16 protein-coding genes are annotated in these 16,597 nt (G+C 52.4%); 12 read left to right on the forward strand and 4 right to left on the reverse strand.

Annotation, left to right across the window (positions count from 1 at the left end; all coding sequences use genetic code 11):
• Nucleotides 1–96: 96 nt before the first annotated feature.
• The 3 genes from KNP02_RS09715 to KNP02_RS09725 form a co-directional block, all read right to left on the reverse strand.
• Nucleotides 97–663: a GNAT family N-acetyltransferase gene (locus tag KNP02_RS09715; RefSeq protein ID WP_021067763.1), complete on the reverse strand. Its 567-nt coding sequence runs from the start codon at nt 661–663 to the stop codon at nt 97–99.
• Nucleotides 664–864: 201 nt separating this feature from the next.
• Nucleotides 865–2,016 (reverse strand): amidohydrolase, encoded by a 1,152-nt coding sequence (locus tag KNP02_RS09720; protein WP_214708783.1) that lies wholly within the window; start codon nt 2,014–2,016, stop codon nt 865–867.
• Nucleotides 2,017–2,029: 13 nt separating this feature from the next.
• Nucleotides 2,030–2,938: a TIGR01777 family oxidoreductase gene (locus KNP02_RS09725; RefSeq protein ID WP_214708785.1), complete on the reverse strand. Its 909-nt coding sequence runs from the start codon at nt 2,936–2,938 to the stop codon at nt 2,030–2,032.
• Nucleotides 2,939–3,096: 158 nt separating this feature from the next.
• On the opposite strand from KNP02_RS09725, the gene recX reads away from it, so the two are divergent.
• The 12 genes from recX to KNP02_RS09785 all read left to right on the forward strand — a co-directional run bounded on the left by recX (nt 3,097) and on the right by KNP02_RS09785 (nt 16,042).
• Nucleotides 3,097–3,909, forward strand: a complete 813-nt coding sequence (gene recX, locus KNP02_RS09730) for a recombination regulator RecX (RefSeq protein WP_214708787.1) — start codon at nt 3,097–3,099, stop codon at nt 3,907–3,909.
• 49 nt (nt 3,910–3,958) lie between these two features.
• Nucleotides 3,959–5,596: an L-lactate permease gene (locus KNP02_RS09735; RefSeq protein ID WP_052090274.1), complete on the forward strand. Its 1,638-nt coding sequence runs from the start codon at nt 3,959–3,961 to the stop codon at nt 5,594–5,596.
• Nucleotides 5,597–5,913: 317 nt separating this feature from the next.
• Nucleotides 5,914–7,638 carry an ABC transporter ATP-binding protein gene (locus KNP02_RS09740; RefSeq protein ID WP_034781002.1) on the forward strand — a complete coding sequence of 575 codons (1,725 nt, stop codon included), beginning with the start codon at nt 5,914–5,916 and terminating at the stop codon, nt 7,636–7,638.
• A gap of 22 nt (nt 7,639–7,660) precedes the next feature.
• Nucleotides 7,661–9,706 carry an ABC transporter ATP-binding protein gene (locus KNP02_RS09745; RefSeq protein ID WP_214708789.1) on the forward strand — a complete coding sequence of 682 codons (2,046 nt, stop codon included), beginning with the start codon at nt 7,661–7,663 and terminating at the stop codon, nt 9,704–9,706.
• Between the two features lie 9 nt (nt 9,707–9,715).
• Nucleotides 9,716–10,894, forward strand: a complete 1,179-nt coding sequence (locus KNP02_RS09750; RefSeq protein WP_214708791.1) for an RtcB family protein — start codon at nt 9,716–9,718, stop codon at nt 10,892–10,894.
• A gap of 70 nt (nt 10,895–10,964) precedes the next feature.
• On the forward strand, nt 10,965–11,279 hold the full coding sequence (locus tag KNP02_RS09755) for a YfhH family protein (RefSeq protein ID WP_138859914.1): 315 nt from the start codon (nt 10,965–10,967) through the stop codon (nt 11,277–11,279).
• Nucleotides 11,276–11,545 carry a YfhJ family protein gene (locus KNP02_RS09760; protein ID WP_131437825.1) on the forward strand — a complete coding sequence of 90 codons (270 nt, stop codon included), beginning with the start codon at nt 11,276–11,278 and terminating at the stop codon, nt 11,543–11,545. The genes KNP02_RS09755 and KNP02_RS09760 overlap by 4 nt, the downstream gene beginning before the upstream one ends.
• Before the next feature lie 165 nt (nt 11,546–11,710).
• Nucleotides 11,711–12,250: a helix-turn-helix domain-containing protein gene (locus KNP02_RS09765; protein ID WP_214708793.1), complete on the forward strand. Its 540-nt coding sequence runs from the start codon at nt 11,711–11,713 to the stop codon at nt 12,248–12,250.
• A gap of 13 nt (nt 12,251–12,263) precedes the next feature.
• On the forward strand, nt 12,264–13,370 hold the full coding sequence (locus KNP02_RS09770; protein WP_214708795.1) for an ABC transporter ATP-binding protein: 1,107 nt from the start codon (nt 12,264–12,266) through the stop codon (nt 13,368–13,370).
• Nucleotides 13,357–14,178 carry an ABC transporter permease gene (locus KNP02_RS09775; RefSeq protein ID WP_034780994.1) on the forward strand — a complete coding sequence of 274 codons (822 nt, stop codon included), beginning with the start codon at nt 13,357–13,359 and terminating at the stop codon, nt 14,176–14,178. The genes KNP02_RS09770 and KNP02_RS09775 overlap by 14 nt, the downstream gene beginning before the upstream one ends.
• Nucleotides 14,175–14,975 carry an ABC transporter permease gene (locus tag KNP02_RS09780; RefSeq protein WP_214708797.1) on the forward strand — a complete coding sequence of 267 codons (801 nt, stop codon included), beginning with the start codon at nt 14,175–14,177 and terminating at the stop codon, nt 14,973–14,975. The genes KNP02_RS09775 and KNP02_RS09780 overlap by 4 nt, the downstream gene beginning before the upstream one ends.
• Complete coding sequence (locus tag KNP02_RS09785; protein WP_214708799.1) at nt 14,972–16,042, forward strand: ABC transporter substrate-binding protein; 1,071 nt, start codon at nt 14,972–14,974, stop codon at nt 16,040–16,042. Before KNP02_RS09780 ends, KNP02_RS09785 begins: the two co-directional genes overlap by 4 nt.
• Before the next feature lie 54 nt (nt 16,043–16,096).
• Here KNP02_RS09785 and KNP02_RS09790 read toward each other — a convergent pair whose 3' ends face one another.
• Entirely contained in the window at nt 16,097–16,423 is a 327-nt protein-coding gene (locus tag KNP02_RS09790) for a hypothetical protein (protein ID WP_157964161.1), read from the reverse strand.
• Nucleotides 16,424–16,597 lie beyond the last annotated feature (174 nt).

The raw sequence follows: 16,597 nt of genomic DNA on the forward strand, positions 1-16,597 counted from the left end.
TCCGAATTAGAACAGAAATATTCATTGCCGTAAAGTTGTCCTCATGAAATCCACACAAAAACGCCACAAAAAAGCCAATTCTTTGTCAGAATTGGCTTACGCTTCGAGCTGTGCTTCATAGGTATGGTCGAATTCAGGCGCATGGAGTGAGTGCAAGTAGAGTTGGAAACTCGACTTCGACACTTCATACAAGACATATTCGACGTCCCCTTGGTTGATTTCAGTCAATAGTTCAGACCGGATCTCGTTAGCGCAGAAAGCGTACGGTAGTTTCTCAGCCGCCGCGATCGAACGCTCATTCGATTGACGGATTTTTAAAAATACACTTTCTATGTCAAGCTCGAAGAAAAGTTCTGAGAAGAACGCTTCTTTCGCGACTTGATTGTAACCTTTGCCGTGATACGGTTTGCCAAGCCACGTCCCGAGGAATCCATAGCCGGATTCCACATCGAACAAGCTGATTGTCCCGATTGGGGTACCAAACTCGTTCGTGATGGTACGTGAGATGATGTTTCCTTGCTCTTCTAGCTCGATGATTTGCTTCGTGCTAAATAAAAACTCGTCAAAGTGGACCGTCTTTTGACGGACATACGGAAAGACATCTGGGTGTTGCATCAGTTCGAACAACTCCGCGCAGTCGGTAAGCTCACGAAATTTGAGCACCTTTACATTCCTCCTCCTATTTCAGACCGCTGAAGAATAGTTGTAACGAAAGCATACTTCTGGCTTCGTTGTTCGAACTTGCCTTGGCTGCTCCCTTTTATGAAGTTACAAGATTATTTTATATAGTTTTTTTGAAAAAGCAAGTAAATAAAATGCAACTTCACAAAAAAATAATAAGAGCGCTTTCACGACTGGCCTCACTCACATCTCATGATGTGTTTTCGATCGGCTCGTCGAGTAAACGATGTGGCCATCGACGATGGTCATAATCGGCTTTGACATGTAGTCGAGCGGGAAGTGACTCCAAAGGACAAGGTCGGCATCTTTGCCGATTTCGAGCGAGCCGATGTGGTCGTCTACTCCAAGCGATTCGGCCGGATGGATCGTGATGGCGCGGAGTGCGACGTCGACCGGAAGTCCTTCGCGGGCAGCAAGACCGGCGCAAAGATTTAAATATTGAACGGGCGTATAAGGATGGTCCGTCGTGATCGAGACGATCATATCGTGTTCATGTAAAATTCGGTACGTCTCCCATGTTTTGTTCTGGAGCTCAATTTTCGATTTACGTGTGAACGTCGGACCGACGGTGACATGTTTGACACCGAGTTCGCGTAACTTTTCAGCGACGAGATGTCCTTCCGTACAGTGCTCGATCCGATAATCGAGGTCGAACTCTTGCGCGAAGCGGACGACCGATAAAATATCGTCGGCGCGGTGGGCGTGGACCCGGATTGGCATCTTGCGGTCAAGGGCGAGTTGAATCATCTGGCTGCCGAACGTGCCGATCGTCTTCGTCGAGTCGACGGTCCGGAACGCTTCACGCAATAATCCCATGATCCCCATGCGGGTCAACTCACCAGATCTCCCCATACTGTGGACACGCTTCGGGTTCTCCCCGAGGGCGAGCTTGAGACCGGCATAACGCCGAAGTACCATGTCCTCGATGAAGCGGCCGTGCGTTTTAATGACACTCGTCACCCCGCCGATGACGTTCATACTGCCGGGCATGACTTGAACGGCAGTGACTCCGGCCATGAGCGCCTCTTGAAACCCTTCATCGAGCGGATAGACGCCGTCGATGGCCCGAGCGTGCGGCGTCATCGCCTCGACGGTCTCGTTTGCATCGTTTCCGACTGAACCTGTCCCTTCGTCATACAGTCCGAGGTGGGTATGGGCATCGATAAACCCTGGGAACAAGAAGTTGCCTTCGGCTTCGATGACCGTTTCTCCGTCGAGCGGGTCCAGCAAGTCTGCCATTTCAATGATTTTGCCGTCCTTGACGCGCAAATCTCCGTAAAAATGTGGGGCAGTGATTGGATAAATGTGGGCGTTACGAATTAACAAATTACTCACGTGCTAGCTCCTTTCAAATCAAATGAAGTAGTTGTTTCAAAGCGGGTTCTAACGTTTCGTAACGGAAGCGGAAACCGTGATTGAGTGCTTTCGTCGGGACGACTTTCGCCCCTTCAAGGACGATGACACTCTTCTCTCCGAGCGCGAGCTTGAGGAGCGGTGCTGGGGCAGGTGCCCAATGCGGGCGATGCATCACGCGTCCGAGCGTTTTTCCAAACTCATTCATCGTGACGGGCGTCGGTGCCGTGCCGTTGACGGGGCCTTCGATGGAAGTCGTCTCGATGATATGGACAAACAGGCGAACGAGGTCGTCCAAATGAATCCACGGTACCCATTGCTGTCCTGAGCCGAGCCGTCCTCCGACACCGAGCGTGTACGGCAGTTTCATGAGCGGGAAGGCACCGCCGTCATTCGTTAAGACGACACCGGTCCGCATCGTGACGAGGCGAATTCCCATGTCTTTGATCGGGGCCGCCTCTTTCTCCCACAATACACAGACGTTTCCTAAGAAGTTGGTCCGGTCCGGGAGTGGGGTCGCTTCGGAATACGTGATAGAACGGTCTTCCCCGTAAATCCCGATGGCGGATCCGCTGATGACGACGCTCGGCTTGCGTTTCATATTTTTAATGATCCGAACGACTTCTTTCGTCCCGTCGATTCGGCTTTGAAGAATGGCTTGTTTCTGTTTATGTGTCCAGCGTCCATCGTTGATGGAGGCACCAGCCAAATGGATGAAGGCGTCGACGTCTTGCAACTCGGACTCAGGATGGCTGTCAGGCGTCAACCATTCAACGAACGAGATCCCTCCTTGTCGCGGGCGCGAGCGGCGCGTCAATACGACGACTTGATGTCCGGCCTCGGCGAGCGCGCGGACGAGCGGGCGACCGATTAGTCCGGTTCCGCCGGTGATTGCAATTTTCATAAGTCTCCCTCCAGTATATTGAAGCGATTTCAAAACGGGTATGGGTTCCATAAAGAAAGCGGACCGTTCGTATTGTGAATACCCTTTCTTCTAACTTATCAAAAATCCTGCTCGAAAGGGGAATGTGATATGTTAGAAGCAGGAAATGGAGGGATTTCGTGAAAATTGCCAAGTTTACGACCCAAAAGAAAAATAAAGACCGGCTCAACGTGTACGTCGAGAAGGACGGGCGTGAGGAGTTTGCGTTCGCCATCGACCTCGACGTCTTCATCAAATATGAATTGACGAAAGGGATGGAGCTCGAAGACGACTTCGTCCGTGACGTCCTTCAAGCCGAAGAAGAACAAAAAGCATATAAAGCGGCCGTCAATTATTTATCGTACCGAATGCGTGCCGTTTCAGAGGTGCGTGACTACCTCGTGAAGAAAGAGATAGATGAGGCAGCCATCAAACGCGTCATCGAGCGATTGATCGAACAGCGCTACTTGAACGATGCTGAATTTGCCAAAGCCTATACCCAGACGAAGTTCAATACGAGTCCGAGCGGACCGATCAAAATCAAACGAGAACTCACCCAGCTCCGAATCGACGCTGACATCATTGAAGAAGTCATCGGCGCAATTTCGCACGAAGACCAGCTTGAAAAGGCCGGAAAGTTCGTAAATAGGAAACAAATGGAAACAAATCGCCGTTCTGCCACAGAAGTGCAACAAAGAATTCAACAAACCCTAATGCAAAGGGGATTTACGTTTGATATCATTTCAGAGGCGATTCTCACGTTTTGGGAGAACGAGGATGAGGACGTTGAACTTTCGGCTTGTTTGACACAGGCGGAAAAATTAAATCGGAAGTTCAGTGGATATGCCCCATATGAGCGGAAACAGCGGATGAAGATGCAGCTTCGACGCAAAGGTTTTCCATATGAGGTGATTGATCGGGCTTTAGATCGACTCGCTGAACAAGAGTCATAACGGGAGATTCATTTACGGTAGGGGAAAAATCTGAAAAGGTGGGTCTACATTGACGATTTTTGAATGGATTACAGCACTCATGCCGATTGTGGCAGTGCTCGTATTATTGGTCATTATGCGTTTACCGGCGTCGGTCGCGATGCCACTCTCGCTCGTTTTGACGGCAGGACTGGCGTTCTTCGTCTGGCAACTCGATGCGACACGGATTATGGCGGCGACGTTACAAGGACTCGTGATCGCCGTCACGACGGTCTGGATTGTGTACGGTGCGATTGGAATGATGAATACGATGAAAGAGGGCGGCGGTATGAACGCGATTCGCTCTGGATTCGTTAACATCACACCGGACCCCCGGATTCAAGTGCTCATCGTCGGCTGGTTGTTCGTCTCATTCATCGAAGGTGCTTCGGGCTTCGGGACACCAGCTACGGTTGCGGCGCCACTGTTGATCGCCCTCGGCTTCCCGCCGATTGCAGCGGTCGTCATCGCTTTATCGGCCGACGTCTCGGCGGTCACGTTCGGTGCGGTCGGCACACCAGCTTTAATCGGAATTGGGAACGGGCTGTCGCTTGACGTCAATCAACCGGAAACGATCGAGTTTTTGACAAGCGTCGTCTTACAGACGGTACTCATCGACATGTTCGTCGGTTTGTTGATTCCGTTTATCTTGATTTTGATGCTGACCCGATTCTTCAGTAAAGAGAAGTCAATCAAGCCGGCGCTCGAAGTGTTCCCGATTGCCATTATCGCGGCACTCGTTTACAGTATCCCGGCCTACATTTGGACACTCATCCTCGGATTTGAATTCGGGGGCATGCTCGGCGGGTTGACGGGTCTCGTCATCCTCGTCGCAATGGCACGCAAAGGGATCCTCATGCCAAAACGGGTGTGGACGTTCGACGGTTATGCCGATGAGATCGAGCAGCCGCTTGAGAAGCCGTCTGTCGGTAAAGGCAAACGTGAACTTCCGCAGTGGAAGGCGTGGGCGCCATATTTGATTTTGACGATTTTCCTCGTGTTGACACGGACCGTGCCATTCTTGAATGAATTGGCACGTAGCGTCCGCATTGACTTGCCAAACATCATCGGGGTCGAAGGGATCTCGACGTCGTGGGAACCGTTCTATTCGCCAGGGTTCATGTTCATCTTGACGATGATTGCGACATTCTTCCTCCACAACATGAGCTGGTCACAAGTGACTTCGGTGTTTAAAGCGACGACGCTCGGTGTCGTCGGGACGGCCATCACGCTCGCTGCGTCAGTGCCGATGGTTCGAATCTTCATTCACTCAGAAAATGGTGGAGCTGGCCTGGCTTCGATGCCGGTCGAACTTGCCACGGCTGCAGCCGATACGTTCGGCGGTGTCTGGCCGCTCGTCGCACCATGGATTGGGGCGCTCGGCGCCTTCGTTTCCGGATCGGCCACGTTCTCGAACATGATGTTCTCAAGTTTGACGACGAATGTTGCTGAATCCGTTGGTTTGAACGAGACGCTCGCGTTATCGATGCAGATGGCAGGGGCCAACGCAGGTAACATGATTTGTGTGTTGAACGTCGTCGCGGTCGCCTCGGTCGCAGGTCTTCTTGGGAAAGAAGGAACGATCATTCGCTATACGCTCATGCCGATGATTTACTACGTGACGGCGACTGGCCTTGTTGGCTTGATGCTCGCCACTTTCTTCTTGTAAAAAAGTTACAAATTATTTACGACAATAATATTGACAATTTTCTGAACAGTCTGCTAAGGTTTTAGTAGATTTTCAAACTATGAACAGAGAGGAGCCAGCATGATGAAGTACATTCCAACACTACAACGCACACACACAACATCATATGGCTACTCGTATTTGACTGCGTAATTTGGCAGCTGGATAGGGGTAGTGTCCTTTCCCTGACCATGCAAAAGACTGAAGACTCAGAAGCGTACTTCATCCGATTGGTTGCACAATCAGGTGACGTGCGCTTTTTTTTGCGTGCGCGGAAAGGACGGAAGGGGGAATCAGTCATGAAACTGATTAAACAACTAGATTGGTTTATTAAAAGACAGAAGCGGACGTATATCGTCGCCATCATCCTGCTCATCATCACCGGCGTCGTCGATATGCTGCCGCCATGGATTATCGGGCAGGCGATCGATGCCATCCGCGAAGGGAGCTTGACGACGGAACGTCTCGTCATGATCGTCGGATCATTGCTCAGTATCATGGTTTTATCATACGTCCTTTCGTATGTATGGATCGCCCGTCTGTTTGGGACGGCGTTCCTGCTCGAGAAAAAATTGCGGGCCCGTTTCTTCGGCCACTTGCTCCGGCAGACACCGCGCTTCTATCAACAGCACCGCACCGGGGATTTGATGGCGCTCGCGACGAACGATTTGAAGGCGGTGGAACGGACGGCCGGGTTCGGCGTCATGACGCTCGTCGACTCGTTCAATATGACGCTCATCGCCCTCACAATCATGGGCGTGTTCATCGATTGGAAGTTGACGCTCGCCGCACTCTTGCCGATGCCGCTTCTCGCCTGGTCGATGAATAAGCTCGGACGCCAAATCCATGCTCGCTTCACAGCGGCACAGGACGCGTTCGGCGTGATGAACGACCAAGTCGTCGAATCGATTTCAGGCCTTCGGGTCGTCCGTTCGTTCGTCCAAGAAGAGGCGGACACGAAGAAATTCGACACGATCACCGACGACGTGATGGCGAAAAACATGCACGTCGCGAAAATCGACGTCTTGTTCGAACCGGTCATTAAACTGCTCGTCGGCTTGAGCTATTTGATCGGTTTGTCGTTCGGAACGTATCTCGTGTTCACGAACGACATCACACTCGGACAGCTCGTCTCGTTCAACATCTATCTCGGGATGCTCATTTGGCCGATGTACGCGTTCGGGGAACTGATCAACGTCGTGCAACGGGGGACGGCCAGCCTTGAACGAATCGAGGCGACGATGAACGAGACACCGGACGTCGTCTCGACCGGCACGGTCGAAGTCGGCGTCCCGGAGAAAATCACGTTCAAATCACTATCGTTCCAATATCCAGGATCGACCCGAGCATCGCTTGAAGACATCGTCTTGCACGTGTCGCGTGGCGAGACGATCGGCATCGTCGGACCGACCGGGGCCGGGAAGACGACGCTATTGCGTCAAATGCTCCGCGAGTATCCGATCGATGACTCGCTACTCGTCAACGGGGTCCCGATTCACGACATCAAACTCGATACCGTGCGCGGTTGGAGCGGTTACGTCTCGCAAGAACATTTGCTGTTCTCGAAAACGGTCCGTGACAATATCTTGTTCGGCTCAAATGATGCGACGGAACAAGACCTCGAGACGGCGATTCGACTTGCGGCGTTCGATACCGATATCGAGCATTTAGAGAACGGTCTCGACACGGTCGTCGGGGAACAAGGGGTCATGCTCTCGGGTGGTCAGAAACAACGGCTCTCGATTGCCCGCGCGCTCTTGAAAGACCCAGAGATCCTCTTGCTCGACGATTCGCTTTCAGCGGTCGACGCCAAGACGGAAGCACGCATCATCGATTCGGTCCGGACGAGCCGCGCCGAACAGACGACGTTCATCGTCGCGCACCGCCTGTCCGCTGTCGCCCATGCCGATCAGATTCTTGTGCTGCAAGACGGTCGCGTCACAGAGCGGGGCACACATGACCAACTGATGGAACGACGCGGTTGGTATTATGAACAATACGTTCGACAAGGAGAGTCGGAGTAATCCGGGAAAGGGGGAATCTCTCATGATCGATCAATATGAATTAGATCCAGCCCGCAGGAAAAAAACGATCCGTTCACTCGTCGGCTATGCCAAACAAGTGAGACGCTCGATTTTCCTCGGTTTGACCTTACTATTTTTAGCGGTCGGGGCCGAACTAGCCGGACCGTATATCGCCAAAATTATCATTGACGACCATATCGTCGCCATCGAGCGCGATTGGGTTCAAGTCGAGTCAGGCGGGAGTGTCGACTTTGACGGCAACTCCTATGAAAAAGAGACACGTCTCGACGGGGAGACCGTCGTCCGTCCCGTCTCAATCGTTCAGACGACGGACGGATACTATCTCGTCCCAGACGCTGTCATGAGTGGTGGAGTACGTGAAGTCGAAGACGGCGTCCTCACCATCACACGGAGCGAGGAATCAGCGACGTACGACAATATCGTGCCGCTCTCCTCGACCGACGTCTTCCAGTTTTATGAGACGGATCTTCGGGCCGTGCTTATGTTATCTGCCTTGTACGTCGTCTTACTTCTTATCGCGGCAGGTTTGAACTGGGGGCAACAGATGCTCCTCCAACGATCGGCCCATAAGATTGTCAAAACGATGCGACTCGACGTCATGCGACATTTGCAGACGATTCCGGTCCGCTACTTTGACCAGACACCGATCGGGAAAATCGTCAGCCGCGTCACGAATGACACTGAGACGATTCGCGACCTATATTTGGGCGTGCTCGCACGCGTCTTCCAAAGCGTCGTCATGATGATTGGTGTCCTGATCGCCATGTTCTTCTTGGACGTGCGCCTCGGTCTCGTCTCGCTCATCATCATCCCGGTCGTCATCGTCTGGATTAAGCTGTTCCAACGCCTGTCGACCCGAAACAACTTCCGTGTCCGTACCCTCGTCGCGGATATGAACGCCCAATTGAATGAGAGCATCCAGACGATGCCGATCATTCAGTCGTACGTCAAAGAAGATCTCGTCTATGACGAGTTCAACGAGAAAAACAGCGACAACTTCCAAACGAGACGGAAACTGCTCAAACTGGATGCGCTCATGTCGCACAACTTGGTCAACTTCTTCCGCAACATGGCGCTCGCCTTACTCATCTGGGTCGTCGGTGCGCAGACGCTTGGAACGGGCAGCGTGCTCACGCTCGGGATTTTATACGCCTATATCGATTACGTGTCACGGATCTTTGAGCCGGTCACACAAATCATGAACCAACTGTCCCCGCTCCAACAAGCGCTCGTCTCGGCAGACCGGATGTTCCAGTTGCTCGACGAGAAAGGGGAAGACGTGTCCACGGAACGGATTGCACGCTTTAAAGGCGAGGTCGCCTTCGAGGACGTGTCGTTCAGCTATGAGGCCGGGAAACCGGTGCTTCAACACATCGATATCCATGCGGAACCGGGTGAGACGGTGGCGCTCGTCGGTCATACGGGCAGCGGCAAGAGTTCGATCATGAACCTGCTCATGCGTTTTTATGACCCGTCAGAAGGAACGCTCAACATCGATGGCATGGACGTGACGAAACTGCCGACGCAAGCCGTCCGCGCCCATCTCGGTATCGTGCTCCAAGACCCGTTCTTGTTCACGGGCTCGATTCGAACGAACGTGACGCTCGGTGACGAGACGATCTCGGACGAGCGAATTTGGCAAGCGTTGACGGCGGTCGGAGCCGATCGATTCGTCAAACAGTTGCCACACGGAATAGACGAGCCGGTCATCGAACGCGGCGCCTCGCTCTCGAGCGGAGAGCGCCAGTTGATCAGTTTCGCCCGTGCCCTCGTCTTCGACCCAGCCATCCTTGTCTTAGATGAGGCGACGGCAAGTGTCGATTCGGAGACAGAAGCGCTCATCCAAGACGCGCTCAAGACGCTCACATACGGGCGGACGACGTTCGTCATCGCGCACCGTCTCTCGACGATACGGGAAGCGGACCAAATCCTCGTCCTCGATCACGGTCACATCATCGAGCGAGGCAACCATCAATCACTCATCGCTGATGGCGGGGTCTACGCCCGGATGCATGAGTTGCAAAGTAAACAACAAGCCATCAGTTGAGGAGGTCTTATGGAGATTATCGGAAAGCATAACCGGGCCAAAGTGTTCAATGAACGGATTGACGATACGACGCGGGCCCAAATCCAAACACTCGTCGATCAACCGTTTACGCGAGGCGCCTCGATTCGAATCATGCCGGACATGCATGCCGGCAAAGGATCGGTCGTCGGGACGACGATGACGATTCACGACAAGGTCGTGCCGAACCTCGTCGGCGTCGACCTTGGGTGTGGCATGCTCTGTACGGAAATCAAGGTAAAGCGCATCGACTTTCAACGGCTCGACGACGTCATCCGCCAATTTGTACCGAGCGGGATGAACATCCGGGATACAGCACACTCTTACGCGTCTGAGCTCCCACTCGAGGATGTGCGGGCGCCGTATAAGCTCGACCGGGCCCTCCGCTCGGTCGGCACGCTCGGTTCGGGCAATCATTTCATCGAAGTGAACCGCGACGAAGCCGGACGCACGTTTCTCGTCATCCACTCCGGCTCACGCCACCTCGGTGTCCAAATCGCTGACCATTATCAACAGTTGGCGGTCGAGCACATGATGAAGACGATCGACATTCGAGACGAGATTGAACGGATGAAGGCAACGGGGCGGCAGCAAGACATCTCGGCCTATCTCGAGACGGAGCGCGAGGCACGGAAACGTTTCCGCGACCTCGCCTACGTCGAAGGGGAAGCGATGGAAGACTACATGCACGACGTGCGCATCGCACAGCAATATGCGGCCGCCAACCGTCTCGTCATGACCGACGTTATCGTTGAGGCGATGAACTGGAACGTCGTCGACCAATTCGATACGGTCCACAATTATATCGATCACGACGCGATGATGCTTCGGAAAGGGGCCATCTCGGCGCGGAACGGGGAGCGGGTCATCATCCCGATGAACATGCGCGACGGCTCGCTCATCTGTACCGGGAAAGGCAACCCGGATTGGAACTACTCGGGTCCACATGGCGCCGGTCGGGTCATGTCACGCTCGGCCGCGCGAAAACGTGTCGACTTCAACGAATTTAAAAAGTCGATGGCAGGTGTCTGGTCGAGTTCGGTCCGACCGTCGACGGTTGACGAGTCACCGTTCGTCTATAAATCGATGAAAGAAATTGTCCGTTATATCGAGCCGGCCGTCACGATTGATCAAGTCATTAAACCGCTGTATAACTTCAAGGCGAACTGAAAGGGCGAATTCAGTTTCGCCTTTTTCTTTTCCGCGAAAAATCTGATACGCTACAAGAGAGGTGAGCGAAATGGAAAAACGATTGAGTGATTTATCGAAATATGAGCTCGAACAAGAGATTCGAGCGCTCCATGAACGGAAGCGGAAAGCCGAGCAGATGGGCATGGTCAGTGAGATCGAGGTCGTCTTGCGACGGATCGCGATTGCCGAGAGCTACTTGATCGATCCGAACTCGTTCAAGCCGGGGGCGACGTATATCGTCAACTATAATGACCGTCCATTCCGATTGAAGTTTGTGAACGGCGTCATGGGTTGGGGGACATTCGAAGGCGAGACGGCTGAGCATGCGATTCCGCTCTCGGAGCTGTCGGAGGTGAACGCATGAACCGGACCGAACAATACGAGCGCTTGGCTCACATCTTAAAACAGAAGAACGATGTCTTAAGCGACGTGGAGGCGTTGACGTGGGTCGAAGTGCTGTGGGAGGACTTTGAGACGACACTCGCCCGGGCCGGAGAACCATATCCGGGAGAAGCAAAATCGTTCCAATATGTCGTGCAACAGATTGATGCGTACGGACCCCAGCTCCATTTGTTCCAAACGAAAAATGAGAAGTTCAAACACTTGATGTCCAAGCGCGACATCCATTAAAAATCACGCTGCAATCGGCGTGTTTTTTTTACTTGCAAACAACTCACAATCCGTTATAATAAAGGTCGCTATTAGTTCGTTTCATAGTTAAGTATTTATAAACTTTCTTTAGTTGGAATCATCTTTCACTAAACTTGAGACGAGGCCGAAAGGAGGGAATGTGACTTGGACGTCGGTCAAAAAATCAAACGGCTCCGCGTCAAGAAAGGCTTGACGCAAGAAGAGCTGGCCGAACGCACGAATTTGAGTAAAGGGTATATTTCTCAAATCGAGCGTGATTTGAGTTCACCTTCGCTTGAGACGCTATTCGACTTGTTGGAAGTGCTCGGATGTTCGCCGAAAGAATTTTTTGATGAAGATGTGAATCAAAAAGTGATCTATACCGAGGACGATCGGACCGTCTACGTCGACGAGGAGCGGAAATATCGGACTGAATGGCTCATCCCGGAATCGAACGAAAAAGAGATGGAACCCATTTTACTAACGTTCTCGAAGCAGGGCGAGTTCAAACGATATGAGCCGTCGCGATCGGAGACGTTCGTCTACGTCCTGTCAGGGCGGGTCGCCCTGAAGCTCGGCCATCACACGTATTTCGCCAAAGCGGGAGAAACATTATATTACGTCGCTTCGGATTCACATCAGCTCGTCAACGACTGTGATGGCGAGAGTGAATGTTTGATCGTCGCGACCCATTCATATTTATAAGGGAGGAACCGAAATGAACCCAGAAACGATTATCCGCTTTGACAACGTGTCGAAGCGTTACGATGACACCGTCGTCTTGGAAAACATTAGCTTTGAGATTGAACGAGGGAAGTTCTATACGTTGCTCGGACCGTCTGGATGTGGGAAGACGACGATTTTGCGTCTGATTGCAGGTTTCACGGATGCGACAGAAGGCGACATCCAGTTCAACGGGAAGCGCATTAACGACGTCCCAGCGAACAAACGTCAAGTGAACACTGTGTTTCAAGACTATGCGCTCTTTCCGCACTTGAACGTGTTCGAGAACGTCGCATTCGGTCTGCGCATCAAAAAGATGAAAGAAGCGGACGTGAAGACGAAAGTCGAACAAGCGCTCAAATTCGTCAACTTGAAAGGTTACGAGTCACGTGAAATCGATGAGATGTCAGGCGGGCAACGCCAGCGTGTCGCCATCGCCCGTGCCATCGTCAACGAACCGGAAGTCATCTTGCTCGATGAGCCGCTCTCGGCGCTCGATTTGAAGCTCCGGACGGAGATGCAATATGAGCTTCGTGAATTGCAACAGCGTCTCGGCATCACGTTCATCTTTGTCACGCACGACCAAGAAGAAGCGCTCGCCATGTCGGATGAGATTTTCGTCATGAATAACGGGAAGATCGTCCAAAGCGGGACACCGACCGACATTTACGATGAGCCGATCAACCGTTTCGTCGCTGATTTTATCGGAGAGTCGAATATCGTACCGGGCGTCATGCCAGAAGATAACATTGTCACGTTCGCCGGGAAGACGTTCGATTGTGTCGACCAAGGGTTTGATCATAATGAGAAAGTCGAAGTCATCATCCGTCCGGAAGATTTGGAGATGACGTCGGTCGACTCGGCGAAACTCGTCGTCGACGTCGATTCGCAACTGTTCCGCGGCGTCCACTATGAGATTTGCTGCTATGACCAAGAAGGGAACGAATGGCTCGTCCATTCAACGAAAAAATCGGTCGTCGGCTCAAAAATCGGCCTCACGTTCGATGACGAGGCGATTCACGTCATGCGCTTAGGGGAGACGGAGGAAGAGTTCGACCGTCGTCTCGAGTCCTATGAGGAGGTCGCTCATGAATCAAACTAGTCAAACCGCGAAGACGGTCTATTTGACGACCTATTGGTTATGGATCGCGCTGTTCGTCATCGCGCCGCTCCTGCTCGTCGTCTATTACTCGTTTTTTGATATCGAAGGGAACTTGAGTTTAGAGAACTATCAGATGTTCTTCACGTCGACGTATTTGACGATGACGTTGTCTTCCTTCTGGTATGCGTTCTTGATCACGTTCTTCTCGCTCTTGATCGGGTATCCGACCGCCTATTTATTGACGAAGACAAAGCATAAGCAACTTTGGCTTTTGCTCATCATTTTGCCATCATGGATCAACTTATTGCTTAAAGCCTATGCATTCCTCGGCATTTTCGGGACGTATGGCATCACGAACCAATTTTTAGAGGCGATTGGCATCGGGACACAACAGATTTTGTTCACGGATTTTAGTTTCGTGTTCGTGTCGGTCTATATCTTCATCCCGTTCATGATCTTGCCGATTTATAACGCCATTGAAAAGCTCCCGCCGTCGCTCGTCTATGCGTCGCGTGACCTCGGGGCCTCGAACTGGACGACATTCCGCCGGGTCATCTTCCCGCTCACGCTCGACGGTGTGAAGTCAGGGATTCAAATCGTCTTTATCCCGGCATTGTCACTGTTCATGATCACCCGACTCATCGCCGGAAACCGAGTCATCACGCTCGGGACGGCGATTGAACAACAATTCCTCGTCACGCAGAACTGGGGCATGGGCTCGACGATTGCCGTGTTCTTGATTTTGGCGATGGTCCTCGTCATGGTCATCACGCGTGACTGGGGCGCGAAAGGAGCGGTGCGTCGATGAAACCGAAAAAATTTAAATTAGCCAACCTCTATTTGATGGCGGTGTTCTTCATCCTCTACGCACCAATCATCTACTTGGTCGTCTACTCGTTCAACAGTGGCGGGACGATGAGTAACTTTGAAGGCTTCACGCTCGACTGGTACAAGTCGCTCTTTACCGACACGCGCTTGCTCGTCATCGTCTTGAACACGATCGTCATCGCTCTGCTGTCGGCGACGATCTCGACCGTGCTCGGCGTCATCGGCGCGCTCGCCATCTATACGGCGCGGCAACGCTTCACGAAGACGTCGCTCTTGTCGCTCAACAACGTGTTGATCGTCAGTCCGGACGTCATCATCGGGGCCTCGTTCCTCATCCTGTTCACGATGCTCGGGATTCAGCTCGGTTTCTACTCGGTGCTATTGGCGCATATCGCTTTCTCGGTGCCAATCGTCGTCATCTTGGTCTTACCGAAGCTGCAAGAGATGAGCCCGACGCTCATCGATGCGTCGCGTGACCTCGGCGCGAGCACGTGGGACGTGTTGACGAAAGTCATCTTGCCGTATATCACACCGGGCATCTTTGCCGGGTTCTTCACGGCGCTCACGTATTCGCTCGATGACTTTGCCGTCACGTTCTTCGTGACCGGCAACGGCTTTACGACACTTGCCGTCGAAGTCTACTCACGGGCTCGCCAAGGTATCTCGCTCGAAATTAACGCCTTGTCAGCCATCTTGTTCTTGTTCACACTCATCCTCGTCCTTGGGTATTATGTACTTGCCCAACGCGGTGCGAAAGCGAAGGAGGTAAGACGATGAAAAAATTGGTCATCATGTTGACGGTGCCGGTCCTCGTCAGTGCCGCTCTTTTGCTCTGGGTGTATCAAATCAATATGGCGCAAGGGTTTGGCGGCGATAACACGCTCGTCGTCTACAACTGGGGTGATTATATCGATGAAGACTTGATTGGCGAGTTCGAGGAAGAGACGGGCTTGAAGGTCATTTATCAGACATTCGACTCGAACGAGGCGATGCTCACGAAAATCGAGCAAGGCGGTACGGCGTTCGACATCGCCGTACCATCAGACTATGCCATCAGTAAAATGATTGAAGAAGACCTGCTCCTACCAATCGACTATGACAAACTCGACAACTTTGATAACATCGACCCACGTTTTCTCGACAAGTCGTTCGACCCGGGCAACACGTACTCGGTCCCTTACTTCTGGGGGACGGTCGGCATCGTGTACAACCCTGAGCTCGTAGACGGCGAAATCACGTCGTGGAATGACCTATGGGACATGCCGCTCGAGAATGACATCTTGCTCGCAGACGGGACGCGTGAAGTGATGGGCTTCGGTCTCAACTCGCTCGGTTACTCGCTCAACACGACCGACAAAGACGAGTTGCTCGAGGCGGAGAAGAAGCTCGAGACACTTTGGCCGAACATTAAAGCAATCGTCGGCGATGAAATCAAGATGCTCATGGCCAATCGCGAAGCGGCCGCGGCCGTCGTCTGGTCAGGTGACGCCTCCGAGATCATGTATGAGAACGAAGAGTTGACGTATGTCATCCCGGAAGAAGGGACGAATCTCTGGTTCGACAACCTCGTCATTCCGAACACATCAAAAAACGTCGAAGGCGCGCACCAGTTCATCGACTTCATGCTCGACGCGGAAATCGCGGCCCGCAATACCGACTATGTCGGATATTCGACACCGAACGAAGCGGCACTTGAATTCTTGGATGAAGAAGTGACGTCAGACGAACGTTTCTATCCGTCGAAAGACGTGACGGATGAGCTCGAAGTGTATGAAAACTTAGGCAAGCGAATGAACGCCTACTACAATGAACTATACTTGCGCTTCAAAATGCAGAGTAAATGAAAGGAGTCCCGCTCACGGTGAGCGGGACTTTTTGTGTCGCCTGAGGCGGGAATATTAGCCGATGGGGGATTTTGTCTGTTGAATGGCATCGATGTGTGCTGCCTTGACTTCATCGCTAACGTGCATATAGGGACGAAGTTGTTCGTATAAGTTGATTCGTTCGGCCGCCGACAATCGAGACTCAACGGAGTCCGTCATTTGTTTGGCCCATGCTTTTCGATTCAACACCGGAACGCTCGACGACTCCACTCGTTTCAATGTGGAACGGTCACTGAAGACGATCCACGATTGCAAACAACTGCGGTCGAGACCGAGCAGTTGTTCGATCGCCCGCATATGGAGCTCGTTTTGTTTAACTAAACTTGGCGAGAATTCCCCCACCTCTAAGCGTCTCGGGCGAAGCCCGGCGTAGGTGGGAGATGAATCGCCTGCTTGCGAACCCTTTGAATGTCCCTGTGACAAATACAACGAACAAAAGTTCGTGATTCCGTCAGATTTCCTCGCCCCCTCCGCGGGTATCGGAATGGGACGAGAGTCATCCGACCATATGGAGAA

It is taken from the genome of Exiguobacterium sp. s40 (assembly GCF_018617905.1).
In the GTDB taxonomy this organism is placed as follows: domain Bacteria; phylum Bacillota; class Bacilli; order Exiguobacteriales; family Exiguobacteriaceae; genus Exiguobacterium; species Exiguobacterium mexicanum_A.